Raw genomic sequence first — 25733 nt, 5'->3', positions numbered from 1 at the left:
ATGGTCAATTGCGCCAATCAGGACGCCGCCAGGCGAGTCTGGATCCATTCCACGAAGGCCCGCACCTTGGGCACCGCCGCGGCGTGCTCGGGGTACGCCAGGTAATACCCGCTGCGGCTGGCCAGTCCGTGCTCCCAGGCGATCACCAGCTTGCCCTCGTCCAGCTCCTCCGCCACCAGGAAGCGCGGCAGCAGCGCCACGCCGCAACCGGCCTGCGCGGCGCGGATGCACATGTAGAAGGTGTCGAAGCGCGGACCGTGGTAGCTGTGCTCGTTGCGCTTGCCCAGGCTCTGGAACCACTCGTGCCAGGCCTCCGGGCGGGTGGCGTTCTGCAGCAGGACCAGTTTGGCCAACTGGGTCGGGTCTTTCAGCGGCTGCTCCGGCAGGATGGCCGGCGAGCACACTGGCACCATTTCCTCGCCGAACAGATGCAGGCATTCCGCGCCGGGCAGGGTGCCCGCGCCGAAGAAGAAGGCAATGTCGCAGCGCGATTGCAGCAGGTCGCTGGGTTCCAGCTCCTGGCGCAGGTCCAGGTGGATGTTCGGGTGGCGGTGGCGCCAGCCATTGAGGCGCGGGATCAGCCAGCGTGCGCCGAAGGTGGGCGGTGTCGCCACTCGCAGGACCTCAGTTTCGCCGCCGTAGGACAGCAGGTAGTGGGTGGACATCTCCACCTGGGTGAGGATCTTGCGCACCTCCTGCAGGTACAGCTCGCCCGCCGGGGTCAACTGCAGGCGCCGGCGCACGCGGCGGAACAGCAGGTGCTGGAGCATCTCTTCCAGCTGCGCCACCTGTTTGCTGACCGCGCTCTGGGTCAGGTTCAGCTCCTCCGAGGCGCGGGTGAAGCTCAGGTGCCGGGCGACGGCCTCGAAGCATTGCAGGGCAGTCATGGACGGCAGGTGGCGTTTGCTCAGCATGGCGGGCAGTTCATGAATTTACGGAATGATGTGCATAGGAAACGTCGTTTGTTGTGCCTCGGCAAGCCGTTTATTACTGCTGGCATTCCATTAGGTCATCTGAATCACCTGATCCGAAACAAACAGGAGTCCGCATGATTTCCGCACTGCTCGAATCCCTCGGCGTCGACGCTCGCCTCTACACCGGTGGCGATCAGGTCATCCATACCCCCATCGACGGCAGCCGCCTGGGCGCAGTGCGTCTGGAAAGCGCCGCCGAAGTGGAGCAGAAGATCGGCCGCGCCGCCCATGCCTTCGAGGCCTGGCGCAAGGTGCCGGCGCCGCGTCGCGGCGAGCTGGTGCGGCTGTTCGGCGAGGAGCTGCGGGCGAGCAAGGCGGCTCTGGGCGAACTGGTCTCCTGGGAGGCCGGCAAGATCACTCAGGAGGGCCTGGGCGAAGTGCAGGAGATGATCGACATCTGCGACTTCGCCGTCGGCCTGTCGCGGCAGCTTTACGGCCTGACCATCGCCTCCGAGCGCCCCGGTCACCACATGCGCGAAACCTGGCATCCGCTGGGCGTGGTCGGCGTGATCAGCGCCTTCAACTTCCCGGTCGCCGTGTGGTCGTGGAATACCGCGCTGGCGCTGGTCTGCGGCAACTCGGTGGTGTGGAAGCCGTCGGAGAAGACCCCGCTCACCGCGCTGGCCTGCCAGGCGTTGTTCGAGCGCGCGCTGAAGAAGTTCGGCGACGCACCGGCGCACCTGAGCCAGGTGGTGATCGGCGACCGCAGCGCCGGTGAGGCGCTGGTGGACGATGTCCGTGTCGCCCTGGTCAGCGCCACCGGCAGCACCCGCATGGGCCGCGAAGTAGGCCCACGCGTGGCGGCGCGCTTCGGCCGCAGCATTCTCGAACTGGGCGGCAACAACGCCATGATCCTGACCCCCAGCGCCGATCTGGACATGGCCGTGCGCGCCATCCTGTTCAGCGCCGTCGGCACCGCCGGCCAGCGTTGCACCACCCTGCGCCGGCTGATCGCGCACAAGTCGGTGAAGGACGAGATCGTCAGCCGCCTGAAGGCCGCCTATTCCAAGGTGCGTATCGGCCATCCGCTGGAAGGCAACCTGGTCGGCCCGCTGATCGACGAGCGCAGCTTCCTGGCCATGCAGGGCGCGCTGGAGCAGGCGCGCGGGGAGGGCGGCGTGGTGTTCGGCGGCGAGCGTCAACTGGCCGACCGCTACCCGAACGCCTACTACGTGTCGCCGGCCATTGCCGAAATGCCGGAGCAGAGCGACGTGGTGCGCCACGAGACCTTCGCGCCGATCCTCTATGTGGTGCCCTACGAGCACTTCGAAGAGGCGGTGGCGCTGAACAATGCCGTGCCCCAGGGCCTGTCGTCCTGCATCTTCACCACCGACCTGCGCGAGGCCGAGGCCTTCCTCTCGGCGGTGGGCAGCGACTGCGGCATCGCCAACGTCAACATCGGCCCCAGCGGCGCGGAAATCGGCGGCGCCTTCGGTGGCGAGAAGGAAACCGGCGGTGGCCGTGAGTCCGGCTCCGATGCCTGGAAGGGCTATATGCGCCGGCAGACCAACACCGTGAACTATTCGCGGGAATTGCCGCTGGCCCAGGGCATAGTCTTCGACTGAGTTTGCTCTTCGTAGGAGCGAGCTTGCTCGCGAACGGAGTCCGGTTGGGCTTCAGCGTTATGCGGTTCGCGAGCAAGCTCGCTCCTACACAAAGCCCTCGGCTCGCAGCAATAGGGGCTTGCAGTACAGAGTCATTCACAAAGGTTCGCGTAGAAGGATCGCTGGATGTCGCTTCGCCAAGAGTGCCTGTGGGAATACCTGACCCCCGAACGTCCGGAAGCTCCGATGCTGCGGGGGGATCGCAAGGTCGACGTGTGTGTCGTCGGCGCCGGGATCACCGGCCTGTCCGCCGCGCTTCATCTGCTGGAAAAGGACCAGACGGTCTGTGTGCTCGACGCCCACGCCACCGGGCATGGCGGGTCGGGGCGCAACGTCGGCCTGGTCAACGCCGGCCTGTGGATTCCTCCGGACGAGATCGAGGCAGGCATGGGCGCGGAGGTCGGCCGGCGGGTCAACCACATGCTCGGCAACGCGCCATCCCTGGTGTTCTCCCTGATCGACAAGTACGGCATCGCCTGCCAGGCGCGCCGCGAAGGCACCCTGCACATGGCGCACAACGCCCGCGGCCTGGCGGACCTGCGCAGCCGCTGCGAACAGTGGAGCCGTCGCGGGGCGCCCGTCGAGCTGCTGACCGGCGCCGAGTGCGAACAGGCCTGCGGCACCGACAAGATCGCCGGCGCGCTGCTCGACCGCCGCGCCGGCACCCTCAACCCGATGGCCTACGTCAGCGGCCTGGCCCGCGCGGTGGTGGGGCTCGGCGGCGAGCTGTACCACCATTCCCCGGTGGTTGGGCTGGTGCGCGTGGGCAACGCCTGGAACGTGATCACCCAGGGCGGCGTGGTCACCGCCGAACAGGTGGTGATCGCCTCCAGCGCGTACACCGAAGGCGAGTGGACCGAGCTGCGCCGCACCTTCTTCCCCGGCTACTACTACCAGGTCGCCTCGCGTCCGCTGGAGGGCGCCGAGGCCGCGCGCATCCTGCCGGGCGGGCAGGGCTCCTGGGATACCCGCCAGGTGCTCAGCAGCATCCGCCGCGATGCCGATGGTCGCCTGCTGCTCGGCAGCCTCGGCAAGGGCACCGGCAAGCCGGCCTGGTTCCTGAAAAGCTGGGCCGACCGCATCCAGCAGCACTACTTCCCCAAGCTGGGCAAGGTGGAATGGGAGTTCACCTGGACCGGCTGCATCGACTTCACCCCCGACCACCTCATGCGCCTGTTCGAGCCGGCGCCGGGGCTGGTCGCCATGAGCGGCTACAACGGCCGCGGCGTCACCACCGGCACGGTGGTGGGCAAGGCCTTCGCCGACTTCCTGCTGGGCGGTGACGCCAGCGTGCTGCCGATGCCGCTACGGCCGATGGAGGAGATTTCCGCCGCTGGCCTGCGTAGTCGTCTCTACGAAGCGGGCTTCTCGCTCTACCACGCCGGGCAGTGCCTGCGGGTGGTGATCTGAGCCCGGCGATGCGTGGGCGGGGGCCTCCCGCCGCGTCTGCCCCAACGTTCGCTGCACTTTGGACTAGCCTCTTACTGGTGCGTTACCCCGACGGGTCTGCACCGCGGATGTGCAGTTCGGTGACAGCGATGGTTACGGATGGGGTTGCGCCTGTGGTGGCTGGATGTGTCAGCCCACGGGAAGGAGGGTTGCGCCTTTTCGATTGAGTGGTTGCACCTTCGGTTTTCGGCGGGTTGCACGTGTCTAACACTGATGCCCGCCAGCTCTGGCTGTTTTTGCTGTAGGACTTGGTTAATAACAAAAACGAATGGCACGCGGCTTGCTGTCGATAAGTCGCCAACATTAGTTCGTGCGCCATTACAAAAACCCTCAGGAGCAAAACTCCATGTCGCAGAAGATTTTCAGAAAAGGCTTTCTGGCCCTGGCGGTAACCACCGCGCTGGGCATGTCTTCCTTTGTAGAGGCTGATGTCGTTATCGGGGTCGCAGGGCCGCACACCGGGGCGAACGCCTCGTTCGGCGAACAGTACTGGCGGGGGGCTACCGAGGCCGCCAACGCGATCAACGCCGCCGGTGGCGTGAACGGGGAGAAGATCAAGCTGGTGAAGGCCGACGACGCCTGCGAGCCCAAGCAGGCCGTGGCAGTCGCCAACCGCCTGGTCGACCAGGACAAGGCCATCGCCGTGGTCGGTCACTTCTGCTCCTCCAATACCATCCCCGCTTCCGAGGTGTATGACGAGGCCGGCATCATCGCCATCACCCCCGGCTCGACCAACCCGAAGGTGACCGAGCGCGGCCTCACCGGCATGTTCCGCATGTGCGGTCGTGACGACCAGCAGGGCATCGTCGCCGGCAACTACATCGTCAACGTGCTGAAGGCCAAGAAGGTCGCGGTGATCCACGACAAGGACACCTACGGCCAGGGTCTGGCGGATGCGACCAAGGCGCAGCTGAACAAGCTGGGTGTCAAGGAAGTTCTCTACGAGGGCCTGACCCGCGGCGAGAAGGACTTCAACGCCCTGGTCACCAAGATCCGTGCCTCGGGCGCGGAAGTGGTGTTCTTCGGCGGCTTGCACCCGGAAGCCGGCCCGCTGGTACGGCAGATGCGCGAGCAGGGCCTGACTACCGTGTTCTTCTCCGATGACGGCATCGTCACCGACGAGCTGGTCACCACCGCCGGCGGCCCGCAGTACACCAAGGGCGTGCTGATGACCTTCGGTGCCGACCCGCGCCTGATCCCGGACGGCAAGGCCGTGGTGGACAAGTTCCGCGCCGGCGGCTTCGAGCCGGAAGGCTACACCCTGTATGCCTACGCCTCGGTACAGGCGCTTGCCGCCGCCTTCAACGGCGCCGGCAAGAACGATCCTCAGGCGGCCAGCAAATGGCTGCACACCAACCCGGTGCAAACCGTGATGGGCAAGAAGGAGTGGGACGAGAAGGGCGACCTGAAGGTCTCCGACTACGTCGTCTACCAGTGGGACGACAAGGGCAAATACCACCAGTTGGAAAAACAGAAGTAAGCGTCCGGACGCTGCCCTGGCTCCACCACGTACCGGCCGGGCCCTGCGGGGTCCGGTCGGTGACGGGCGCGCCCGAACAGCATCCATGCACCCGCTCCGACCTGCCGGCGCCGCCACGAGCGGTGCCGGCATCCCCGCAGGTCGGCGCTCGCCCGGCGACGGTCACGAGCCGTTCAGCCCGCTTGCCGCCCGCCTTCCCTGCCCTGTCTGTGTGAGTACCCAATCGTGGACGGTATCTTTCTCCAGCAAATGATCAACGGGCTGACCCTCGGGTCGGTCTACGGCCTGATCGCCATCGGCTACACGATGGTTTACGGCATCATCGGCATGATCAACTTCGCCCACGGCGAGGTGTACATGATCTCCGCCTATCTTTCGGCCATCGCCCTGGCGCTGCTGACCTTCTTCGGCCTCGAGTCCTTCCCGCTGCTGATCCTCGGCACCCTGGTCTTCACCATCTGCATCACCGGCCTGTACGGCTGGGTGATCGAGCGCATCGCCTACAAGCCACTGCGCAACTCCACGCGCCTGGCGCCGCTGATCTCGGCCATCGGCATGTCGCTGATCCTGCAGAACTACGTGCAGCTGTCCCAGGGCCCGCGCCAGCAAGGCGTGCCGACCCTGCTCGACGGCGCGCTGAAGTTCCACGTCGGCGAAGGCTTCGTGCAACTGACCTACACCAAGGTGTTCATCCTCATCGCCGCCTTCGTCGGCATGGCCGTGCTGACCTATGTGATCCAGTACACCAAGCTCGGGCGCATGTGCCGTGCCACCCAGCAGGACCGCAAGATGGCCTCGATCCTGGGGATCAACACCGACCGGGTGATCTCCTACGTGTTCGTCATCGGCGCCGCCATGGCCGCGCTGGCCGGCGTGCTGATCACCATGAACTACGGCACCTTCGACTTCTATGCCGGCTTCATCATCGGCATCAAGGCGTTCACCGCCGCGGTGCTCGGCGGCATCGGCTCGCTGCCCGGCGCCATGCTCGGCGGCCTGATCCTCGGTGTGGCCGAGGCGCAGTTCTCCGGGATGATCAACACCGACTTCAAGGATGTGTTCGCCTTCGGCCTGCTGGTGACCATCCTGATCTTCCGACCGCAAGGGCTCCTGGGGCGTCCCCAGGTATCGAAGGTGTGAGCATGATGGCCGCTTCCCAGACCACCGCCGCGCCGAAGACCGCGCGCATCGATATCAAGAAGAGCCTCGTCGACACCGTGCTCGCCGGGCTGATCGCCCTGGTGGTGTTCGGTCCCATCGTCGGCGTGGTGCTCGATGGCTACAGCTTCAACCTCGAACCGGTTCGCCTGGCCTGGATGGTCGGTGCAGTCATGATCGGCCGCCTGCTGCTCAGCCTGTACCTGCAGACTCCGGCCGGCGTGCGCGTGATGGAGCGCTTCGAAACCTCCGACTCGGGCATCACCGTACTGCAGCCGGGCTACAAGACCCGTCTGCGCTGGATCGTCCCGCTGCTGATCGTCGCCGCGGTGATCTTCCCGTTCTTCGCCAGCAAGTACCTGCTCACCGTGATAATCCTCGGCTTGATCTACGTACTGCTGGGCCTGGGGTTGAACATCGTGGTCGGCCTCGCCGGGCTGCTCGACCTCGGCTATGTGGCCTTCTACGCCATCGGCGCCTACGGCCTCGCGCTGGGTTACCACTACCTCGGCCTGGGCTTCTGGACGGTGCTGCCGCTGGCGGCCATCACCGCCGCGATGGCGGGCGCGCTGCTGGGCTTCCCGGTGCTGAGGATGCACGGTGACTACCTGGCCATCGTGACCCTGGGCTTCGGCGAGATCATCCGCCTGATCCTCAACAACTGGCTGTCCTTCACCGGCGGCCCGAACGGCATGCCGGTGCCCTCGCCGACCATCTTCGGTCTGGAGTTCGGCCGCCGGGCGAAGGAGGGCGGCACGCCGATCCACGAATTCCTCGGCATCGACTACAACCAGAACCTCAAGTTCGTGTTCATCTACGCGGTGCTGTTCGTGGTGGTGCTGCTGGTGCTGTACATCAAGCACCGGCTGACCCGCATGCCGGTCGGCCGCGCCTGGGAAGCGCTGCGCGAGGACGAGATCGCCTGCCGCGCCATGGGCCTGAACCACGTGCTGGTGAAGCTCTCGGCGTTCATGCTCGGCGCCTCCACCGCGGGCCTGGCGGGCGTGTTCTTCGCCAGCTACCAGGGCTTCGTCAACCCGTCGTCGTTCACCTTCTTCGAGTCGGCGCTGATCCTCGCCATCGTGGTGCTCGGCGGCATGGGCTCCACCGTGGGCGTGGTGATCGCCGCCTTCGTCCTCACCGTGGCGCCGGAGCTGCTGCGCAGCTTCGCCGACTACCGGGTGCTGCTGTTCGGCATCCTCATGGTGCTGATGATGATCTGGCGACCGCGCGGGCTGATCCGCATCAGCCGCACCGGCTTCGCTGTTCGCAAGGGGGTGGCGCCATGAGTGGTGACAAGATCCTCAGCGTCGAGCACCTGATGATGCACTTCGGCGGCATCAAGGCGCTCAACGACGTCAACCTCGACGTGGAACGCGGCTCCATCACCGCGCTGATCGGCCCCAACGGCGCGGGCAAGACCACGGTGTTCAACTGCCTGACCGGCTTCTACAAGGCCACCGGCGGCAACATCCTGCTCAACACCCAGGGCGGCACCACCGACGTGATCAAGGTGCTGGGCCAGCCGTTCCAGGGCGGCGATTTCGTCAACCCGGCGCAGTTCGGCAACCGCCTCTACTACAAAATGTTCGGCGGCACCCACCTGGTGAACCGCGCGGGGTTGGCGCGCACCTTCCAGAACATCCGGCTGTTCCGCGAGATGTCGGTGGTGGAGAACCTGCTGGTGGCCCAGCACATGTTCGTCAACCGCAACCTCATCGCCGGCGTGCTCAACACCCCCGGCTACCGCCGCGCGGAAAGCGAGGCGCTGGACCACGCCTTCTACTGGCTGGAAGTGGTGGACCTGGTGGACTGCGCCAACCGCCTGGCCGGCGAGATGTCCTACGGGCAGCAGCGCCGCCTGGAGATCGCCCGCGCCATGTGCACGCGGCCTGAGCTGATCTGCCTGGACGAACCGGCCGCTGGTTTGAACCCCGCCGAGACCCAGGCCCTGGCGCGCATCGTCCGCTACCTGCGCGACCACCACGGGATCACCGTGCTGCTGATCGAGCACGACATGGGCATGGTGATGAACATCTCCGACCACATCATCGTGCTCGACCACGGCGTGGTCATCGCCCGTGGCGCGCCGGACGAGATTCGCCACAACGACAAGGTAATCGCCGCCTATCTCGGCGCGGACGAAGAGGAGCTGGTATGACGGCGCCGATGTTGGAGTTCCGTGATGTGGATGTGTTCTACGGGCCGATCCAGGCGCTGAAGAAAGTCTCGCTGACCGTCAACGAAGGGGAAACCGTGGCGCTGATCGGCGCCAACGGCGCAGGCAAGTCCACACTGCTGATGTCGATCTTCGGCCAGCCGCGCGCGGCTTCGGGGGGGATCTTCTACAAGGGCCAGGACATCCGCCACAAGTCGGCGCACTACGTAGCCTCCAACGGCATCGCGCAGTCGCCGGAGGGGCGCCGGGTGTTCCCCGACATGACGGTGGAGGAGAACCTGTTGATGGGCACCATCCCCATCGGCATGGACCACGCCCAGGAGGACATGGAGCGCATGTTCGACCTGTTCCCGCGCCTGAAGGAGCGACGCAACCAGCGCGCCATGACCATGTCCGGCGGTGAGCAGCAGATGCTCGCCATCGCCCGTGCGTTGATGAGTCGGCCCAAGCTGCTGCTGCTCGACGAGCCCTCGCTGGGCCTGGCGCCCATCGTGGTCAAGCAGATCTTCCAGACCCTGCGCGAACTGGCGAAGAGCGGCATGACCCTGTTCCTCGTGGAGCAGAACGCCAACCATGCGCTGAAGCTGTCGGACCGTGGCTACGTGATGGTCAACGGCGAGATCCGCCTGAGCGGCACCGGCGCCGAGCTGCTGGGCAACCAGGACGTTCGCAACGCTTACCTCGGCGGGCACTGACGCCTGTTGCTCTTCGTAGGAGCGAGCTTGCTCGCGAACATCTCCGCAGCGGGGCTTGTTCGCGAGCAAGCTCGCTCCTACAGGTTATCCCCTGCTTCCTGAAGAGGAGCTTTCATGCAAGACCTCCGCTTCCTCACCAACGCCGACGTCGCCGAACGACTGAGTTATCCCCAACTGATCGAAGCCCTGCGCATCGGCCTTGCCGGCGAGTGCGAAGCCCCCGTGCGAGGCTGCCATGCGCTGCCAGACAACGCTTCGCTGCTGACCATGCCCGTCTGGCGGCCGGGGCAGGACATCGGCGTCAAGCTGGTCACCGTGTTCCCCGGCAACGGCGCGAAGAACCTGCCGGCGGTGGCTGCGCTGTTCTGCCTGTTCGATGGCCAGACCGGCCGTCCGCTGGCGATGCTCGAAGCCTCCGAGCTGACCGCCCGGCGCACCGCCTGTACCTCTGCGCTGGCCGCCGACTACCTGGTGCGCCGTGATGCGCGCAGGCTGCTGATCGTCGGCAGCGGCACCCTGGCGCCGCACATGGTCCGCGCCCACTGCTCTGTGCGCGAGTACGAAGATGTCGCCATCTGGGGCCGCCACGAAGACAAGGTGGATGCCCTGGTGAAACGCCTGCAGGACGAAGGCTATCCCGTCCATGCCTGCGCCGACCTGCGCGGCGCTGTCGCGGCGGCGGACTGCATCAGCTGCGTCACCACCTCCCGCGAGCCCATCGTGCTCGGCGAATGGCTGCGCTCGGGCTGCCACCTCGACCTGGTCGGCGCCTTCCTGCCGTCCATGCGCGAAACCGACAACGAAGCCGTGCGTCGCGCGCGCATCGTGGTCGACACTCGCGAAGGCGCGCTGGAGGAGGCCGGCGACCTGCTGATCCCCATGGGCGAAGGCGTGATCGACGAAAGCGCCATCCACAGCCAGCTGTCCGACCTGCTGCAAGGGCGCGGCGCGCGCCGGGACGACAGCGAGATCACCCTATTCAAATCCGTGGGTTATGCACTGGAAGACCTGATTGCGGCGCGGCTTCTGGTGCATTGAGTTTGTCCAGAAAATCTGTGGGCCGGCCTGTGGATAAGGTTTGGGCGAATCCTTGCAGGCCCCATTCCCAGGGGCTCCGCCAGGACCGGCTGATTTCTGCTCGATCGCCTTGAAACGCTGTATGGATGGACAGTTGCGGCTTTCCGGAAAAGTTCCCGAGGACGCCCGGTTGTCCACGGCTGCCGTTGAAAGACTTGTGGATAACCTTGGGAAGAACTTCTCCGGCGCAGGGCTGGCGCTGGTTACGGCGCGGCGTTCGAATTTCGTCCAGAGAAAATGCGCCTTCACGCTTGCCCACAGAATCCGTGGAGCAGCCTGTGGACAAGGTGGGAGCAAGTGCGAGCGGCCCCGCAGTGACGGGGCTTTCGGCCAGCTGTGCGGGTTTTATCCAGCGCCGCTGTAGCGCAACGGGGCGCGACCGGACTGTTATCCTGCAAGACACCGACAAGAACGCGCCCACCATGACACGCTGGCACCGACCGGCGGAACGAGGGCCAACCATGAGGATTCCCCGATGACTTCCACCCTGTTCATTACTGGCGCCACCTCCGGCTTTGGCGAGGCCTGTGCGCGCCGCTTCGCCCGCGATGGCTGGTCGCTGGTGATTACCGGCCGTCGCGAGGAGCGCCTGAACGCGCTGGCGCAGGAGCTTTCGGCGCAGACCGAGGTGCTGCCGCTGGTGCTCGACGTGCGTGACCGCGCGGCGATGACCGCGGCGGTGGTCGGCCTGCCGGAGAAGTTCGCCAAACTGCGCGGCCTGATCAACAACGCCGGCCTCGCCCTGGGCGCCGACCCGGCACAGGAGTGCTCCCTGGATGACTGGGACACCATGGTGGATACCAACGTCAAAGGCCTGATGTATGCCACCCGCCTGCTGCTGCCGCGCCTGATCGCCTATGGCCGCGGCGCGAGCATCCTCAACCTCGGCTCGGTGGCCGGTCACTGGCCCTATCCGGGCGGCCACGTCTACGGCGCCACCAAGGCCTTCGTCGAACAGTTCTCCCTGAACCTGCGCTGCGACCTGCAAGGCACTGGCGTACGCGTCACTAATCTCGAACCCGGCATGTGCGAGAGCGAGTTCTCCCTGGTGCGCTTCGGTGGCGACCAGGCGAAGTACGACAAGACCTACGCCGGCGCCGAGCCGATCCAGTCCGAGGACATCGCCGAGACCATCCACTGGATCATGAACCAGCCGCCGCACATCAATATCAACACGCTGGAAATCATGCCCGTGAGCCAGGCCTGGGCGGGGTTTGCGGTGCATCGCAAGGGGTGATCAGGGGGTGGGCAGCGGTTGTTCTTCGGTGTTTTCGTGCCGGGCCTTTCCCTCACCCCAGCCCTCTGGGAGAGGGCTGGGGTGAGAGGCTTTTGATCTTGTAGGAGCGAGCTTGCTCGCGAACCAACTCCGCGGCGAGGCCATTCGCGAGCAAGCTCGCCCCTACAAAGAGCAGGTCAGCCGGCGAGCAGCCAGGCACCTGCGCCCGCCGAAGCCAGCCCGGCGCAGCGCACCAGCGTCGCAGCGGCCTGCGGCAGCAGGCGAACGATCCCGTAACCCGCAGCATGCAGCGCGGCAGTCGCACCGACGAAGCCGGCCGCATACAGCCACGGACTACTCAGCTCCGGCAGTTCCAACCCATGGGCCACGCCGTGGGCGAGGGCAAACAGTGCAGTCGCGCCCATCGCCAGGAACAGCGGCGGACGCACCGCCAGCGCTACGCACAGCCCCAGCGCCAGTACCGAAGCGGCAATGCCGGTCTCCATGAACGGGACCTGCAGCCCCTCGAAGCCGAGCAGCCCGCCGACCAGCATGGCCGCGACGAAGGTGCACGGCAGCGCCAGTCGTGCGGCACCTTGCTGCTGGGCGGCCCAGAGGCCGACGGCGAACATCGCCAGCAAGTGATCGAGACCGCTGACGGGGTGGGCGAGGCCGGCGATCAGGCCGTGGTCGCCGTGGCCGGGGTGGGCGAAGGCCGCCGCCGGGGTGAGGAACAGCGCGATGCTGTAGAGGGCTTTGCGCAGGTTCATGGTGTAGCTCCTTGGTCTTCTAGTCGTCGGTCGTGGAGCGCGATCAGGCGGCGATCAGCAGGCCCTGGCGCTCGATGAAGGCGATGATCTCGGCCAGGCCCTGGCCGGTCTTCTGGTTGCTGAACACGAAGGGCTTGTCGCCGCGCATGCGCGTGGCGTCCTGGTCCATCACCTCCAGCGAGGCGCCCACAAGCGGGGCCAGGTCGATCTTGTTGATCACCAGCAGGTCGGATTTGCAGATGCCCGGCCCGCCCTTGCGCGGGATCTTGTCGCCGGCGGACACGTCGATCACGTACAGCGTCAGGTCCGACAGCTCGGGGCTGAAGGTCGCCGACAGGTTGTCGCCGCCGGACTCCACTAGGATCAGGTCCAGCCCGGGGAAGCGGCGGTTGAGCTGGTCCACGGCTTCCAGGTTGATCGAGGCGTCCTCGCGGATTGCCGTATGCGGGCAGCCGCCGGTTTCCACGCCGATGATCCGCTCCGGCTCCAGGGCCTCGTTGCGTACCAGGAACTGCGCATCCTCCTGGGTGTAGATGTCGTTGGTGACCACGGCGATGTTGTAGCGCTGGCGCAGGGCGCGGCACAGCGCCAGGGTCAGGGCGGTCTTGCCGGAGCCCACCGGGCCGCCGATGCCGACGCGAAGAGGTTGAGAGTTCATGGCAGTTCTCCTAGGAGCGGAACAGACGGCTGTATTGGGTTTCGTGGTTCATGCTGGCCAGCGCCAGGCCGAAGGGCGCGCCGCCCGCCGGCGGGTTGGCGAGTGCGCTGCGGCAGGCCTGGTCGAGGTCGGGGAGCAATTGCGAGGTGAGCTTCTGCGCGGCCAGTTGGCCCAGTGGCAGGGTCTTCATCAGCACCGCCAGCTGGTTCTCCAGCCAGCTCCACAGCCAGGCGCCCAGGGCTTGCTCCGGGGACAGCCCCCAGGCGCGGGCGGCCAGCGCCCAGGCGGCTGCGAAGGAGGGCTCGACTTGCGCCGCGAGCCACTGGCGCGCGGGCTGGTCCAGCTCGGGCAGGGCTTCGAGCAACTGGCCGAGGGAGAAGCCCATCTGCCGGTTCTCCAGGCCCAGCTCGCGGGTCTCGCGGCTGGCGCGGTGACGCTCGGCGGCGTCGCGCAGGGCTTCCCAGTCGGCGGCTTGCGCGGCGCGCAGCAGTTCGGCCAGTAGCGGGCCTTCGAAGCGCGCGAGGTTCAGCTGCAGTTGATCGGCAAGCCAGGTGTGGGCGGCGTCGGCGTCCTTCACCTGGCCCTGCTCGATGGCGCTTTCCAGGCCCTGGGAATAGCTGTAGCCGCCGATGGGCAACTGCGGGCTGGCCAGGCGCAGCAGCGACCAGAGTCTTGAAAGCTCAAGCATGACGGCAGGACTTCACAAGCGCAACGGACGGTGCCCTCTCCCTGAGGGATAGGGCTGGGGTGAGGGGGATGCGCTGGCGCAAAGTCACACGCGCACACCGAACTGGTGCAGCTTCGGCGCGTAGTTGAACTCTTCCTCGCCATGGTGTGAGTGGTGATGCCCGCCGCCATAGGCGCCGTGCTCGGGGTGGAAGGGCGCCTCGATGGCCTCCACCGTGGCGCCGAGCTGATCGAGCATGGCCTTGAGCACATAGTCGTCGAGCAGGCGCAGCCAGCCCTCGCCGACCTGCAGCGCGACGTGGCGGTTGCCCAGGTGATAGGCCGCGCGGTTCAGCTCGCGGGGAGTGGCGCAGGTCACGTGGAGGAGCTTTTCCGGCGCCGCGCAGACGCGCACCACGCGGCCATCGTTGGCCAGCAGGTACTCGCCATCGGCCAGCGGCGGCTGGCCGCGTTCGAGGAACAGGCCGACGTCTTCACTGGCGCTGGTGAAGCAGCGCAGACGGCTCTTGCTGCGCGCATCAAAGTTCAGGCGCAGTTCGGCATCCCAGTGTTCGCGGGGTTCGGTACGTTGGTGGATGACCAGCATGGCGGCGTCCGGCAGTAGCAATGGCGGTGCTACAGCAAGGGGCTTGCCAGCGTGGGTAGCAGTCAGGCTTGGCGCGGGCTGGAGCGCTTGTCCGAACGATCAGGAATGGCGTGCGCGCCCGACGATGGTGCGCGCGAAAACGGTGTGCACCAAGGCGGGGCGATGCGGATCTTTGTAGGAGCGAGCAGGGGGTGAAGGGCGCTGGCTCAGGGCCTTGAGCCGATCCCCGTCCAGTGCTTGGCGCCGATCATGATGAAACGCAGCTGCTGGGTCACCTTGGCCTCGGGCGACAGGTGCGTCGGCAGCGAGTCGGCCGGCGGGTCGATCAGCTCGGGCAGGGTGGCGAACACCGTCTTCACCACCAGGTCGGCGATCACATCGATGTCCTGCGCCTGCAGGTGCGGCAGCTTGTTCAGCAGCGCGAGGTCGGCGGCGAGGTCGTCGGTGATGCGCTGGCGCAGTTCACCTACGGCCTGGCGGATCGGCAGCGAGCCGCCGTATTGCTCGCGGGCGAGGAAGAGGAACTGGGTGCGGTTGGCGCTGACCGCGTCGAGGAAGATGCGCACCGAGGCTTCGATCACGCCGCCCAGCTCGAACTCGTTGCGCCGCACCACGCGCAGGGTCTGGCGGAAGGTCTCGTCGACATCGGCCACCAGCGCAAGGCCGAGCTGGTCCATGTCGGTGAAATGCCGGTAGAAACCCGCCGGTACGATCCCCGCCGTCTTCGCCACTTCCCGCAGGCTCAGGCTGCCGAAGCCGCGACCGCTATCCATCAGGCTTCGGGCCGCATCCATCAGGGCCTGGCGGGTCTGTTGTTTCTGTTCGGCGCGGGGAGTGGACATACGGCGATGCGATCCATGGCGAGTGCAAGGGCGCAGGCACTCTAGCAAATGCCGATCAGCGCCGGGGGAGTTCCTGTGCAAGACAGTGAACACCTGTTGACTGAAATCTGCCGTGCATGCGATTTTAGTGAACATCTGTTTACTGTTCGGTGCCATTCATGTCGATCCTCCCTTTCGCCGGTTTGCGCCTGCTCCGGCCGCTGCTTGTGCCATTGCATGCCCTGGTGCGTGGCCGGTGGCTGCGCGAGTCGGATGTCGATGCCGTGCTGCGTGTGCTCAACACCGGTTGGGCACTGGACCGGGTGTACGCTCGGGTCGAGGCGCGGCAGTGGGTGGCGGAAGACATGCTCGAACTGCGCCTGCGTCCGAACGCCCACTGGCGTGGTGCGCGGCCTGGCCAGCACGTGCAGCTGTACATCGAGCGCGGCGGCGTGCGTTGCAGCCGCAGCTACAGCCTGACCCGCATCGCCGCGGACGGCTGCCTGGAGTTCGCGGTGAAGCTGCAGCCCGGTGGCCGCGTGTCCTCCTACCTGCTGCACCAACTGGCGGTGGGCGAGGTGCTGGAGCTGGGCCGCCCGGACGGCGAGCTGAGCTGGCCTCAGGACGGGCAGGGCGTGTTGTTGCTGGCGGCGGGCAGCGGGCTGACGCCTTTGCTCGGCCTGCTGCGCGAGGCACTGGCGCGTGGCTACAACGGGCCGGTGACGCTGCTGCATTACGTCCGCGAGCGTGGCCAGCGTGCGTTCGTCGTCGCCCTGGAGGCGCTGGCACGGCAGCATCCGAATCTCGAACTGCGCTGGGCCCTGAGTGGCGATGCGCCGGTTGATGGCGAGCTGCGCGGGCGTTTCCATCCCGAGCATGTCGAGGGGTTGGGCGACCGCCACGTTTTGGCCTGCGGCCCCGGTGGCTTCGTCGACAGCGTGCGCCAGGCGCTCGGCGCGAGTAGCCGCAGTCTTCAGGTGGAAAGCTTCAGCCCGCCGAGCTGGGACGAGGGCGAGCCGGCGCGGTCGGTGAACCTGCATTTTGCCCGCAGCGCACTGGAGGTTACCGGCGACAGCCGCCGCAGCCTGCTGGAGCAGGCCGAGGCCAGCGGTCTGCGTCCGGCCCATGGCTGCCGGCAGGGCGTCTGCGCCAGCTGCACCTGCACCCTGGTCAGCGGCTGCGTGCGTGACCTGCGCAGCGGCGAGCTGTTCAGCGAACCGGGCCAGCCCATTCGTATCTGCGTCAGCGCGCCCCAGGGCGACCTGACCGTCGACCTCTGATCCAGCCTTTCTTCCGGAAAATCCCCATGCGCGACGACCGCGAACTGTCCGCCGCTGAGCTGGCGGCCTTCGGTGCCGAACTGGACGCCCTGCGCCAGCGCACCCTGCACGACCTGGGTGAGAGCGACGCCCGCTATATCCGCCGCATCCGCGCGACGGTGCGCTTCTGTTGCTGGAGCGGCCGTGCATTGCTGATGGCCGGCTGGTTCCCGCCCACCTGGCTGCTCGGCACGTTCCTGCTCGGGCTGGGCAAGATCCTGGAGAACATGGAGCTGGGCCATAACGTCATGCATGGCCAGTACGACTGGATGAACGACCCGGAATTCGCCGGACGCGCCTATGAGTGGGACATCGTCGGGCCTGCGGACTTCTGGCGGCACACGCACAACCACATCCACCACACCTACACCAACGTGCTGGGCAAGGACGACGACGTCGGCTACGGCGTGGTGCGCCTGTTCCCCGAGCAGAAGTGGAAGCCCTTCTACCGCTGGCAGCCGCTGTGGGTGGCGATCCAGGCGCTGCTGTTCCAGTACGCCGTGGCCATCCAGCACCTGCGCCTGGACAAGTACCTGAAAGGCCGCATGAGCCGGGACGAGCTGCGCCCGCTGCTGCGCCAGTTCAACGCCAAGGTGCTGCGCCAGTGGCTCAAGGATTACGCGGTGTTCCCGCTGCTGGGGCTGTTCACCGGGGCGTTCGGCGCGGTGCTGCTGGGCAACGTGATCGCCAACCTGATGCGCAACCTGTGGACCTTCACGGTGATCTTCTGCGGTCATTTCACCGAGAAGGCCGCGGTGTTCCCGCCGCAGGTGCTGGAGAACGAGACGCGCGGCCACTGGTACCTGCGCCAGTTGCGCGGGTCGAGCAACCTGGAGGGTGGGCGGCTGTTCCACATTCTAACCGGCAACCTCAGCCACCAGATCGAGCATCACCTGTTCCCCGACCTGCCGGCGCGCCGTTACGCCGAGCTGTCGCGCCAGGTGCGCGAGATCGCCGCGCGCTACGGACAGACCTACAACAGCGGCAGGCTGTCCGCGCAATTCGCCACGGTCATCAGGCGGATCTGGATCTACCGCCTGCCCAATGCCGTCGCCAGCGCCTGACGCGGATCAGGCGCGCCGGCTCTGCGGCGCGTTGATTTCCTCGCGCAGGGCGCGCAGGTCGGTGGCGTCCTGGTTGAGCTGATGAATGGCTTTGAGCAACTTCTGCCGCAACAGGTCGTCCTGGACCTGATCGACGGCCCGCATGATTTCCAGCGCCGTGGCTTCGTTGTTGGCGGCAACGGAGTCGAGGGTTTTTCGCAGGCTGCGAGTAGAGTGGTGCACGGGGATCTCCTTCAAACTGCGTGCACCCTACGACACGAATATTTCCAATAAATTTCAGTACTTAGCTATTGGATGGATGGTCACTTCGTCGCAGGGCGCGGTGTCAGTACAGCAGGCACAGGGCGATCAGCGGCACCAGGTTCAGCAACAGTACGCCGATCTTGTAGACCGCCATGCCGCCATAGTGCAGGGCATCGAAACGTTCGACGGATATCCTGAACCAGCGCGAGTGCAGGCGATGCAGCGGGTCGTGGGCGAAGCTGAAGGCGGCGAACCAGATCAGCAGGACTGCGTAGTTGATCAGGGTGCAGTAGAGCAGGAAGGACTTGAGGTCGGCGGGTGTCATGGCGAATCTCCAGGCGCTTTCCCATTTGGAGCCTTCTCATTTGGAGAGGTCGGGCGACCAATGGTTTCACCCTGATGGCGGCGACGCCGGGCGCCGGTGATAATGCCCGGGGCGTCCGCGATGTGATCTTTGCCGCGCCGGGGCTGTCCGATATCGGGCGCTGGCCGGTTTCGCCGCCGGCGCCTTGCTAACCTTCACCCATCCTCGAATCGCCTGCCGGACTCGCCATGTTCAGCCCGCTCGTCACCTTTCCCGCGCTCTATACCGCCACGCTGCTGATGCTCGCCGGCTCCGGCCTGTTCACCACCTACATGGGCCTGCGCCTGACCCAGGAAGGGGTAAGCGACCTGTGGGTCGGTGGCCTGATGGCCGCCTACTACTTCGGCCTAGTCTGCGGCGGCAAGTTCGGCCACAAGCTGATCGCCGGCTTCGGCCACATCCGTTCCTACGTGGCCTGCGCGGGCCTGGCGACGGTGATCGTGCTGATCCACGCGCTGGTCTCGCAGCTGGAGGTGTGGGTGCTGCTGCGCTTCGTGATGGGCGCGGTGATGATGAACCAGTACATGGTGATCGAAAGCTGGCTCAACGAGCAGGCCGAATCGCGCCAGCGCGGCAAGGTATTCGCCGGCTACATGGTGGCGGTGGATGCCGGGCTGGTGGTCGGCCAGGGCCTGCTGGCGCTGAGCCCGGCGCTGGATTACAAGCCGCTGCTGCTGGTCGCCATCTGCTTCTCTTCCTGCCTGATCCCGCTGGCGCTGACCCGCCGGGTGCACCCGGCCAAGCTGGTGGCGGCGCCGCTGGAGATCGGTTTCTTCTGGAAGCGCGTGCCGCAGTCGCTGGGCACCATTTTCGTCGCCGGTCTGATGGTCGGTGCCTTCTACGGCCTGGCGCCGGTGTACGCGGCGCGCAATGGCCTGGATACCGCGCAGTCGAGCCTGTTCGTCGGTATCTGCATCATCGCCGGCTTCTGCGCGCAATGGCCGCTGGGCTGGTTGTCGGACCGGATGAACCGCAGCTGGCTGATCCGTGGCAATGCGCTGTTGCTGTGCGTGGCTTCGGTGCCGATGTGGGGACTGGTCCAGCTGCCGTATCAACTGCTGCTGGCCAACGGTTTCGTCACCGGCATGCTGCTGTTCACCCTCTATCCGCTGGCGGTGGCGCTGGCCAACGACCACGTCGAACAGCCGCGCCGCGTGGCGCTCTCGGCGATGCTGCTGACCACCTACGGCGTCGGCGCCTGCATCGGCCCGTTGTTCGCCGGCGCGATGATGCGGCACTTCGGCCCGGGCATGTTCTACATGCTGGTGTCGGCCTATGCGCTGCTGCTGATCTTCTGGGTCCAGCCCAAGCGCGTTTCGGGTATGCACCGCGTCGACGAGGCGCCGCTGCACCATGTACCGATGCCCGATACCGTCAGCCCTATGGCTGCGGCCCTCGACCCGCGCGTCGAGGAAGTGCCGGAGGAACTGGTGGTGGAAGCGCCGCCGACCATCGGCCGTTCAGACGGTGCGCCGGACAAGCCCGAAACCGGGGCCTGACGTCCCGTTCGGCGACCGGCGGAAATAAGAAAGCCCGGCGGAGGCCGGGCTTTTCTGGCGCCTTGCGGCGTACAGCGGGATCAGGCTTTCAGGTGGGCGTCGAAGACGATATCGCCACCGGACTCGGCAACCATGTTGCTGTGCAGGCGATCGATGGTGCGCTCGGAGCCATTCTCGGCCACGCGGGCTTCATCACTCATCTGCTTGTGCAGGCGGTCGATGGTGTGCTCGGAACCGTTGTCAGCTACGCGAGCTTCATCACCCATCTGCTTGTGCAGGCGATCGATGGTGCGCTCGGAACCGTTGTCGGCCACACGGGCTTCATCACCCATCTGCTTGTGCAGGCGATCGATGGTGCGCTCGGACCCGTTGTCGGCCACACGGGCTTCATCACCCATCTGCTGGTGCAGGCGGTCTATGGTGCGCTCGGACCCGTTGTCGGCCACACGGGCTTCATCTCCCATTTGCTTGTGCAGACGGTCGATGGTGCGTTCGGTGCCGTTGGCGGCAACGTGATCTTCAACTTTCTGCTGCTGAAGCTGGTGCTCGTGCTGGTGGGTGGCGCGCGGGCCGTTGTTCAGGATGGCCGGTGCGGCGAAGGCGGCGCTGGCGGTCATCAGGGAAGTGAGTGCAAGGCTGAGGGCGATCTGGCGTTTCATTTTAGGTGGCTCCAAAGGGGGAGGAAGTTCTTGGCTACGGGTTCATTTTCCCTTCGGATTAATCGATTTAAAAACGATGCCACTTGATAGAGTGGATCAACGTTGTCGATTATTTAGGCGGCTAATTTCTACTATCGCTGCAAATGATGTAACGACGAAAAGCGCTCTAGGTCGGCGCTTTCGGGTGGTTTGAGCGGTGTTTTGAGTAGGATGCCGTTACAAAGCCGTACTGGCCTGGCATCGATGGAGCTGCTGCGGGGATCGGAACGGCATGAGAAAGCCCGGCAGTGCCGGGCTTTTCTGGCGCCTTGCGGCGTACGGCGTGGATCAGGCCTTGAGGTGGGCGTCGAAGACGATGTCGCCACCGGACTCGGCGACCATGTTGCTGTGCAGGCGGTCGATGGTCTGGCTGGAGCCGTTTTCGGCAACGCTCATCTCCTGGTGCAGACGGTCAACGGTCTGGCTCGAACCGTTCTCGGCGACACCCAGTTGCTTGTGCAGGCGGTCGATGGTCTGGCTGGAGCCGTTTTCGGCAACGCTCATCTCCTGGTGCAGACGGTCAACCGATTGGCTCGAACCGTTCTCGGCGACACCCAGTTGCTTGTGCAGGCGGTCGATGGTCTGGCTGGAGCCGTTTTCGGCAACGCTCATCTCCTGGTGCAGACGGTCAACGGTTTGGCTCGAACCGTTCTCGGCGACACCCAGTTGCTTGTGCAGGCGGTCGACAGTCTGGCTGGAACCGTTTTCGGCAACGCTCATCGCTTGGTGCAGACGGTCAACCGACTGGCTCGAACCGTTCTCGGCGATGCGGGCCTTGGCCGCGTCCAGTTGCTTCTGTTGTTGATCCAGGGTGCGTTCGGCGCCGTCCTGGACCAGCAGTTGAACGTGGCTGGCGTTCACGGCCGGGGATTCCTGCTGGGCGCCGGCGAAAGCGGCATTGGCAGCAAGTACGGAGAGGGCAAAGCCAAGTACGAGGGTGCGTTTCATGATTCGGCTCCAGAAAGAGTGGGGGAGTTCTTTGGACACGGGCTCAGTATCCGTTCTGGATTATCGATTTAAAAACGATGCCGGGAGATAGTCTGTATCGATGCCGATGATTGTTTATTTATCTGTTAAAAAACAAATAGTTAGTATGATTATTTGGCTTCTATCGATAGCCTTGATGGAGGTTATTGGCGTAATCATTAATATCTAATTAATGGATTAATTGGCGATGAATTTCCCGGGAACCGCTCTGGAACGCCACTTTCGTGGCCTCAGCGATGTTTGGCGAAGAGCTCGGCACGCTCACGCTTCCGTCCCCATGCAGGGCGGTTCTATTCGCCTGATACAGGCCATTGCGTCGCCGATTGCGGGAGATTTCCCTCGTCACCGGTGGTCCAAACTCACGGACCAAGGGAGAATGCCGGCGCGGCGAGCTCCGGCGGTCGTGCTTTCATTGCAATCGATGCAGCGGGTCTGGCGCGGGGATGTCAGGCCTTTCACCGACGCGGCAACCAGGGAGTTCATGTATGACGCGCGGCCAGCGAATCTGCCTTTGGACCTTCACCGGCTTCGTCGCCCTCTTCGCGGCAGCGCTGGTGTTCATCGCCACCTTCGACTGGAATCGGGTGAAGCCGATGATCAACGAGAAGGTGACCGCCGAACTGGGGCGCCCCTTCGCCATCAACGGCGACCTGCAGGTGCTCTGGCGCACCGAGCCGGAGGAGGGCGGCTGGCGTGCCCTGGTGCCCTGGCCGCACTTCAGTGCCGCCGACATCACCCTGGGCAATCCCGACTGGGCCGCCGGCAAGACTCCGCAATTCGCCCGCCTGGAGAAGGTGGAGTTCCGCCTGGCGCCGCTGCCGCTGCTCTGGCAGACCGTGAGCATCCCGCAGATCATCCTCACCCGCCCCAGCGCCGACCTGTTGCGCCTGGCCGATGGCCGCGCCACCTGGACCTTCGAACTGCCGAAGAAGGACGAGGAGGCCAATCCCGAGCCGTCGCCGTGGAAGCTGGATATCGGTGAGATAGGCTTCGACAAGGGGCGCATCACCCTCGATGACCGGAGCCTCAAGACTCGCCTGGAACTGCTGGTGGATCCGCTCGGCAAGCCGGTGCCCTTCGGCCAGTTGGCCGGCAAGGCGCTGGCCGGGACGGACGCGGCGCAGACCCAGGACTACGTGTTCGGCTGGAAGCTCAAGGGCGAGTACAAGGGGCTGCCGCTGAGCGGCTCCGGCAAGGTGGGCGGCATGCTGGCCCTGCAGGACGTCGCCAAGCCCTTCCCGGTGCAGGCGGACATCGCCGCCGGCAGCACCCGCGCCAGCGTGGTCGGCCGGCTGACCGATCCGCTGAACCTGGGGGCGCTTGACCTGCGCCTGAAGCTGGCCGGCACTAGCATGGCCAACCTGTTCCCGCTCACCGGCGTGACCCTGCCCGACACCCCGGCCTATGAAACCGACGGCCGCCTCACGGCGCAACTGAAGGACCCCGACGGCGCGACCTTCCACTATGACGATTTCAACGGCAAGGTCGGCGGCAGCGATCTCCATGGCAGTCTGCTGTTCGTCAATCGCCAGCCGCGCCCGAAGCTCTCCGGCAAGCTGCATTCCGAGCAACTGCGGATGGTCGACCTGGGCCCGCTGATCGGCGTCGACTCGAACAAGGACAAGCAGGCGCGCGGTCAGGCCACCCGCCAGCCGGCGGACAAGGTGCTGCCGGTGGAAGAGTTCCGTACCGAGCGCTGGCGCGCGATGGACGCCGACGTGGAGTTCACCGGCAAGCGCATCGCGCACAGCGACAAGCTGCCGCTCAGCGATCTCTACACCCACCTGGTGCTCAACGACGGCCTGCTCACCCTGGAGCCGCTGCGCTTCGGCGTAGCCGGCGGCACGCTGGATTCGCAGATACGCCTGGACGGCGGCAAGACGCCCATGCAGAGCCGTGTCGAACTCAAGGCGCGCAGCTTCAAGCTCAAGCAACTGTTCCCCAGTTTCGCGCCGATGCAGACCAGCTTCGGCGAGCTCAATGGCGACGCCGCGCTCAGCGGCACCGGCAATTCCGTGGCGAGCATCCTCGGCGGCGCCAACGGGCAGATGAAGCTGCTGATGAATGACGGGCGAATCAGCAAGGGGCTGATGGAGATCGCCGGCCTCAACGTCGGCAACTACGTGGTTGCCAAGCTGTTCGGCGACGACGAGGTGAAGATCAATTGCGCCGCCGCTGACGTCGGCATCACCAAGGGCGTGGCGGAGCCGCGGGTGTTCGTGTTCGACACCGAGAACGCCATCATCAACGTGCAGGGCACCGCCAACTTCGCCAATGAGCAACTGGACCTGGACGTGATCCCCGAGAGCAAGGGCCTGCGCATCTTCTCGTTGCGCTCACCGCTCTACGTCCAGGGCACCTTCAAGAATCCCCGCGCCGGGGTGCATAGCGGTCCGCTGGTGCTGCGCGGCGCGGGCATGGTCGCGCTGGGCGTGGCGCTGACGCCAGCGGCCGCGCTGCTGGCGCTGGTGGCGCCCAGCCAGAAGGACGACAACCAGTGCGGTCCGCTGCTGCAGCAGATGAAGCAGCCGGCGAAGGCACCGGCGCCCGGCAAGCGTCAGTAGATCGGAATGTACAGGTCGGTTTCCGAGGCCGGGTTCTCCGGGCCGAGGAAGCGTTCGGTGTAGCGTTCCAGGTCGATGCCCTTGCGCGGTTCGAGGCCCAGCTGGACGAGCAGGCTGGAATAGATGGCCTGGAAGCTGTCGGCGATCCCCTGCACCGGGCCGATGTGGGTGAACACCGCGTACTTCTGCGCCGGCACCTCGAACTTCAGCATGCCCTCGGGCACCGCCGCGTCGGCTTCCACCGGCAGCGCCGCGATGTAGTGGAACTCGCCGCCCGGCAGCTGGGTGCAGACGCCATAGGCGTTGCTGTCCTGCGGGTTGGCGCGGATCTCATGCTCGCGCGGCAGGAAGCGCTGCCAGAGCTGGCCGATGCTGTCACCGGGGGCGCTGCCCCGATAGTCCATGCCCACCACGGTGAAGGCGGGCAGCTCGATGATCCTGTGTTTCATGGTGTGCGGCTCCTTGCTGAGTGTTCGCATGATAGACGGCGGCGCATCGCAGTGAATATTTCCGCGCAGGGCCGGTCCACTCTCGGTAGACCTTCGAACAAGGAGATCGTCATGTCGCGTGGAGACAAGAGCCTGTACAGCGCCAGCCAGAAACGCAAGGCGGCGCACATCGAAGAGAGCTACCGGCACCTGGGAATGAGCCGCGAGGAGGCCGAGGCGCTGGCCTGGGCCACGGTCAATCGCCAGTCCGGCGGCGGTGAGCGCAAGGGCGGTGCCGGCCAGCGCAAGAGCGAAGGGGCCAAGGCGATGGCCCGCAGTGCCTCGGCGCGGCGCGCGGCAAAGAGCCGACAGGGTGCGTCAACCAAACCCGGTGGGCGGAGCCTGGCTCCGCTGGAGGCGCTGACCCGCGAGCAGTTGCTCGAGCGCGCGAAGCGCAAGGGCATCAGTGGGCGCTGGCGCATGCGCAAGGATGAGCTGATCGAGGCCCTGCGCTGAACCATCGGCCCTCATCCTTCGGGGATGAGGGCCGGCGGGGTCAGTCGCTTTCGCGGCGCTCCAGCTCGGAGCAGGTCATGAAGCCCGAGCCGTCGACCTTGCCGCTGCTGTCGAAGCTGACGTAGAAGGCCTGCTGCTGGCCGTCCTTGGCGAGAATGTAGCTGTTGCAGTTGCCAAGGCCATTCGCGCGCCTCTGCGTGGACGACGGCGGCCCGCCGATGCGCAGCACTTGCTCCTTGGTCATGCCCTTGTCGACGTCACGCACCAGCGGCTCGTTGCGGAAGGTGATGAAGTTGACTGGGTTCTGCACCTTGGTGTTGGAGGCGCATCCCGCCAACGACGCCAATACGAGCAGGGCCAGCAGTGATCGTTTATCCATGGTGCTCTCCTTGGTTTTGAAACGGCTTGGATCGAGCATCGCACTTGCACGACTTGGAGTGGCAGCGCCAGCGGGCGTTCGAGGCAACTGCCCTACTGCGCGTCTTTCAGCGCATCGTCCAGGCGTTGCTGGTTCTGCACATTGGCCTGGTCGATCTGCTGTTTGAGCTGCTGCATCTGCTGCTGGGCCTGTTGCGCCTGCTGGGCCTGAAGGCTGGCGGCGGTGGTGGCCGTCGCGGCCGTTTCGCCCAGGCCACAGGCGGTCAGTGCGCAGGACAGGCCGGTGAGGGCGGCGAGGCGGAGGAGTGACATGGTGGCT

General features: G+C 65.8%; 27 protein-coding genes. 14 read left to right on the top strand and 13 right to left on the bottom strand.

The features are described 5' to 3' along the window. Positions 1-17 precede the first annotated feature (17 nt). Positions 18-914: a LysR family transcriptional regulator gene (locus tag SD196_RS24295; RefSeq protein ID WP_416310772.1), complete on the bottom strand. Its 897-nt coding sequence runs from the start codon at positions 912-914 to the stop codon at positions 18-20. Positions 915-1048: 134 nt separating this feature from the next. On the opposite strand from SD196_RS24295, the gene SD196_RS24290 reads away from it, so the two are divergent. The 9 genes from SD196_RS24290 (at position 1049) to SD196_RS24250 (ending at position 11853) form a co-directional block, all read left to right on the top strand. After that, a complete protein-coding gene (locus SD196_RS24290; protein WP_275608875.1) occupies positions 1049-2539 on the top strand; it encodes an aldehyde dehydrogenase family protein in 1491 nt (496 codons plus the stop codon). A 165-nt stretch (positions 2540-2704) separates the two neighbouring features. Beyond that, complete coding sequence (locus SD196_RS24285; protein WP_343576870.1) at positions 2705-3988, top strand: FAD-binding oxidoreductase; 1284 nt, start codon at positions 2705-2707, stop codon at positions 3986-3988. A 385-nt stretch (positions 3989-4373) separates the two neighbouring features. Next, on the top strand, positions 4374-5507 hold the full coding sequence (locus tag SD196_RS24280; protein ID WP_275608873.1) for a branched-chain amino acid ABC transporter substrate-binding protein: 1134 nt from the start codon (positions 4374-4376) through the stop codon (positions 5505-5507). A 225-nt stretch (positions 5508-5732) separates the two neighbouring features. After that, positions 5733-6647, top strand: coding sequence for an ABC transporter permease subunit (locus SD196_RS24275; protein ID WP_275608872.1), 915 nt, complete (start codon positions 5733-5735; stop codon positions 6645-6647). A gap of 5 nt (positions 6648-6652) precedes the next feature. After that, entirely contained in the window at positions 6653-7954 is a 1302-nt protein-coding gene (gene livM / locus SD196_RS24270) for a high-affinity branched-chain amino acid ABC transporter permease LivM (RefSeq protein WP_331317966.1), read from the top strand. Further along, positions 7951-8826 (top strand): ABC transporter ATP-binding protein, encoded by an 876-nt coding sequence (locus SD196_RS24265; RefSeq protein WP_316861609.1) that lies wholly within the window; start codon positions 7951-7953, stop codon positions 8824-8826. Before livM ends, SD196_RS24265 begins: the two co-directional genes overlap by 4 nt. Beyond that, a complete protein-coding gene (locus SD196_RS24260; protein ID WP_343576875.1) occupies positions 8823-9539 on the top strand; it encodes an ABC transporter ATP-binding protein in 717 nt (238 codons plus the stop codon). The genes SD196_RS24265 and SD196_RS24260 overlap by 4 nt, the downstream gene beginning before the upstream one ends. Before the next feature lie 114 nt (positions 9540-9653). Further along, positions 9654-10577, top strand: a complete 924-nt coding sequence (locus tag SD196_RS24255) for an ornithine cyclodeaminase family protein (protein ID WP_343576877.1) — start codon at positions 9654-9656, stop codon at positions 10575-10577. 514 nt (positions 10578-11091) lie between these two features. Next, entirely contained in the window at positions 11092-11853 is a 762-nt protein-coding gene (locus SD196_RS24250) for an SDR family oxidoreductase (RefSeq protein WP_343576880.1), read from the top strand. Between the two features lie 176 nt (positions 11854-12029). On the opposite strand, the gene SD196_RS24245 is transcribed toward SD196_RS24250, so the two are convergent. The 5 genes from SD196_RS24245 to SD196_RS24225 all read right to left on the bottom strand — a co-directional run bounded on the left by SD196_RS24245 (position 12030) and on the right by SD196_RS24225 (position 15375). After that, positions 12030-12602: a HupE/UreJ family protein gene (locus SD196_RS24245; protein ID WP_343576883.1), complete on the bottom strand. Its 573-nt coding sequence runs from the start codon at positions 12600-12602 to the stop codon at positions 12030-12032. 43 nt (positions 12603-12645) lie between these two features. Further along, positions 12646-13260, bottom strand: a complete 615-nt coding sequence (gene ureG, locus SD196_RS24240) for an urease accessory protein UreG (protein ID WP_243804465.1) — start codon at positions 13258-13260, stop codon at positions 12646-12648. Between the two features lie 10 nt (positions 13261-13270). After that, complete coding sequence (locus SD196_RS24235; RefSeq protein WP_343576887.1) at positions 13271-13948, bottom strand: urease accessory protein UreF; 678 nt, start codon at positions 13946-13948, stop codon at positions 13271-13273. An 84-nt stretch (positions 13949-14032) separates the two neighbouring features. Beyond that, positions 14033-14533, bottom strand: a complete 501-nt coding sequence (ureE, locus tag SD196_RS24230; RefSeq protein ID WP_416310771.1) for an urease accessory protein UreE — start codon at positions 14531-14533, stop codon at positions 14033-14035. Between the two features lie 206 nt (positions 14534-14739). Further along, positions 14740-15375 (bottom strand): TetR family transcriptional regulator, encoded by a 636-nt coding sequence (locus SD196_RS24225; protein WP_275608864.1) that lies wholly within the window; start codon positions 15373-15375, stop codon positions 14740-14742. Positions 15376-15533: 158 nt separating this feature from the next. Here SD196_RS24225 and SD196_RS24220 point away from each other — a divergent pair, with 158 nt between their 5' ends. Further along, complete coding sequence (locus tag SD196_RS24220; protein WP_343576894.1) at positions 15534-16634, top strand: ferredoxin reductase; 1101 nt, start codon at positions 15534-15536, stop codon at positions 16632-16634. Positions 16635-16660: 26 nt separating this feature from the next. Continuing rightward, entirely contained in the window at positions 16661-17737 is a 1077-nt protein-coding gene (locus tag SD196_RS24215) for a fatty acid desaturase (RefSeq protein WP_343576897.1), read from the top strand. A gap of 6 nt (positions 17738-17743) precedes the next feature. Here the strand turns inward: SD196_RS24215 and SD196_RS24210 are convergent, their stop codons facing one another. Both SD196_RS24210 and SD196_RS24205 read right to left on the bottom strand, forming a co-directional pair. Beyond that, a complete protein-coding gene (locus SD196_RS24210) occupies positions 17744-17959 on the bottom strand; it encodes a hypothetical protein (protein WP_275608861.1) in 216 nt (71 codons plus the stop codon). Between the two features lie 103 nt (positions 17960-18062). Next, positions 18063-18305 carry a DUF6868 family protein gene (locus SD196_RS24205; protein ID WP_275608860.1) on the bottom strand — a complete coding sequence of 81 codons (243 nt, stop codon included), beginning with the start codon at positions 18303-18305 and terminating at the stop codon, positions 18063-18065. 227 nt (positions 18306-18532) lie between these two features. Here SD196_RS24205 and SD196_RS24200 point away from each other — a divergent pair, with 227 nt between their 5' ends. Next, a complete protein-coding gene (locus tag SD196_RS24200; protein ID WP_331317635.1) occupies positions 18533-19843 on the top strand; it encodes an MFS transporter in 1311 nt (436 codons plus the stop codon). 80 nt (positions 19844-19923) lie between these two features. Here SD196_RS24200 and SD196_RS24195 read toward each other — a convergent pair whose 3' ends face one another. Both SD196_RS24195 and SD196_RS24190 read right to left on the bottom strand, forming a co-directional pair. Continuing rightward, positions 19924-20502 (bottom strand): phage infection protein, encoded by a 579-nt coding sequence (locus SD196_RS24195; protein WP_416310770.1) that lies wholly within the window; start codon positions 20500-20502, stop codon positions 19924-19926. A 327-nt stretch (positions 20503-20829) separates the two neighbouring features. Beyond that, complete coding sequence (locus tag SD196_RS24190; RefSeq protein WP_416310769.1) at positions 20830-21489, bottom strand: hypothetical protein; 660 nt, start codon at positions 21487-21489, stop codon at positions 20830-20832. A gap of 524 nt (positions 21490-22013) precedes the next feature. On the opposite strand from SD196_RS24190, the gene SD196_RS24185 reads away from it, so the two are divergent. Next, positions 22014-24092 (top strand): AsmA family protein, encoded by a 2079-nt coding sequence (locus SD196_RS24185; protein WP_331317631.1) that lies wholly within the window; start codon positions 22014-22016, stop codon positions 24090-24092. On the opposite strand, the gene SD196_RS24180 is transcribed toward SD196_RS24185, so the two are convergent. Further along, positions 24086-24541: a GyrI-like domain-containing protein gene (locus tag SD196_RS24180; protein ID WP_275608855.1), complete on the bottom strand. Its 456-nt coding sequence runs from the start codon at positions 24539-24541 to the stop codon at positions 24086-24088. The two genes, SD196_RS24185 and SD196_RS24180, sit on opposite strands and share 7 nt — an antisense overlap. Positions 24542-24652: 111 nt before the next feature. Here SD196_RS24180 and SD196_RS24175 point away from each other — a divergent pair, with 111 nt between their 5' ends. Continuing rightward, positions 24653-25036, top strand: coding sequence for a Rho termination factor N-terminal domain-containing protein (locus SD196_RS24175; RefSeq protein WP_275608854.1), 384 nt, complete (start codon positions 24653-24655; stop codon positions 25034-25036). Between the two features lie 40 nt (positions 25037-25076). On the opposite strand, the gene osmE is transcribed toward SD196_RS24175, so the two are convergent. Further along, positions 25077-25415, bottom strand: a complete 339-nt coding sequence (osmE, locus tag SD196_RS24170) for an osmotically-inducible lipoprotein OsmE (RefSeq protein ID WP_275608853.1) — start codon at positions 25413-25415, stop codon at positions 25077-25079. 92 nt (positions 25416-25507) lie between these two features. Next, positions 25508-25726 carry a hypothetical protein gene (locus SD196_RS24165; protein ID WP_275608852.1) on the bottom strand — a complete coding sequence of 73 codons (219 nt, stop codon included), beginning with the start codon at positions 25724-25726 and terminating at the stop codon, positions 25508-25510. Positions 25727-25733 lie beyond the last annotated feature (7 nt).

The sequence above is a fragment of the Pseudomonas macauensis genome (assembly GCF_047902425.1).
Classification (GTDB): domain Bacteria; phylum Pseudomonadota; class Gammaproteobacteria; order Pseudomonadales; family Pseudomonadaceae; genus Pseudomonas.
This window is presented reverse-complemented; position numbering and strand designations above follow the sequence as displayed.

Coding starts and splice junctions, on each gene's coding strand:
- SD196_RS24295 (WP_416310772.1), bottom strand. CDS start 914: ATGCTGAGCAAACGCCACCTGCCGTCCATGACTGCCCTGCAATGCTTC.
- SD196_RS24290 (WP_275608875.1), top strand. CDS start 1,049: ATGATTTCCGCACTGCTCGAATCCCTCGGCGTCGACGCTCGCCTCTAC.
- SD196_RS24285 (WP_343576870.1), top strand. CDS start 2,705: ATGTCGCTTCGCCAAGAGTGCCTGTGGGAATACCTGACCCCCGAACGT.
- SD196_RS24280 (WP_275608873.1), top strand. CDS start 4,374: ATGTCGCAGAAGATTTTCAGAAAAGGCTTTCTGGCCCTGGCGGTAACC.
- livM (WP_331317966.1), top strand. CDS start 6,653: ATGGCCGCTTCCCAGACCACCGCCGCGCCGAAGACCGCGCGCATCGAT.
- SD196_RS24265 (WP_316861609.1), top strand. CDS start 7,951: ATGAGTGGTGACAAGATCCTCAGCGTCGAGCACCTGATGATGCACTTC.
- SD196_RS24260 (WP_343576875.1), top strand. CDS start 8,823: ATGACGGCGCCGATGTTGGAGTTCCGTGATGTGGATGTGTTCTACGGG.
- SD196_RS24255 (WP_343576877.1), top strand. CDS start 9,654: ATGCAAGACCTCCGCTTCCTCACCAACGCCGACGTCGCCGAACGACTG.
- SD196_RS24250 (WP_343576880.1), top strand. CDS start 11,092: ATGACTTCCACCCTGTTCATTACTGGCGCCACCTCCGGCTTTGGCGAG.
- SD196_RS24245 (WP_343576883.1), bottom strand. CDS start 12,602: ATGAACCTGCGCAAAGCCCTCTACAGCATCGCGCTGTTCCTCACCCCG.
- ureG (WP_243804465.1), bottom strand. CDS start 13,260: ATGAACTCTCAACCTCTTCGCGTCGGCATCGGCGGCCCGGTGGGCTCC.
- SD196_RS24235 (WP_343576887.1), bottom strand. CDS start 13,948: ATGCTTGAGCTTTCAAGACTCTGGTCGCTGCTGCGCCTGGCCAGCCCG.
- ureE (WP_416310771.1), bottom strand. CDS start 14,533: ATGCTGGTCATCCACCAACGTACCGAACCCCGCGAACACTGGGATGCC.
- SD196_RS24225 (WP_275608864.1), bottom strand. CDS start 15,375: ATGTCCACTCCCCGCGCCGAACAGAAACAACAGACCCGCCAGGCCCTG.
- SD196_RS24220 (WP_343576894.1), top strand. CDS start 15,534: ATGTCGATCCTCCCTTTCGCCGGTTTGCGCCTGCTCCGGCCGCTGCTT.
- SD196_RS24215 (WP_343576897.1), top strand. CDS start 16,661: ATGCGCGACGACCGCGAACTGTCCGCCGCTGAGCTGGCGGCCTTCGGT.
- SD196_RS24205 (WP_275608860.1), bottom strand. CDS start 18,305: ATGACACCCGCCGACCTCAAGTCCTTCCTGCTCTACTGCACCCTGATC.
- SD196_RS24200 (WP_331317635.1), top strand. CDS start 18,533: ATGTTCAGCCCGCTCGTCACCTTTCCCGCGCTCTATACCGCCACGCTG.
- SD196_RS24195 (WP_416310770.1), bottom strand. CDS start 20,502: ATGAAACGCCAGATCGCCCTCAGCCTTGCACTCACTTCCCTGATGACC.
- SD196_RS24190 (WP_416310769.1), bottom strand. CDS start 21,489: ATGAAACGCACCCTCGTACTTGGCTTTGCCCTCTCCGTACTTGCTGCC.
- SD196_RS24185 (WP_331317631.1), top strand. CDS start 22,014: ATGACGCGCGGCCAGCGAATCTGCCTTTGGACCTTCACCGGCTTCGTC.
- SD196_RS24180 (WP_275608855.1), bottom strand. CDS start 24,541: ATGAAACACAGGATCATCGAGCTGCCCGCCTTCACCGTGGTGGGCATG.
- SD196_RS24175 (WP_275608854.1), top strand. CDS start 24,653: ATGTCGCGTGGAGACAAGAGCCTGTACAGCGCCAGCCAGAAACGCAAG.
- osmE (WP_275608853.1), bottom strand. CDS start 25,415: ATGGATAAACGATCACTGCTGGCCCTGCTCGTATTGGCGTCGTTGGCG.
- SD196_RS24165 (WP_275608852.1), bottom strand. CDS start 25,726: ATGTCACTCCTCCGCCTCGCCGCCCTCACCGGCCTGTCCTGCGCACTG.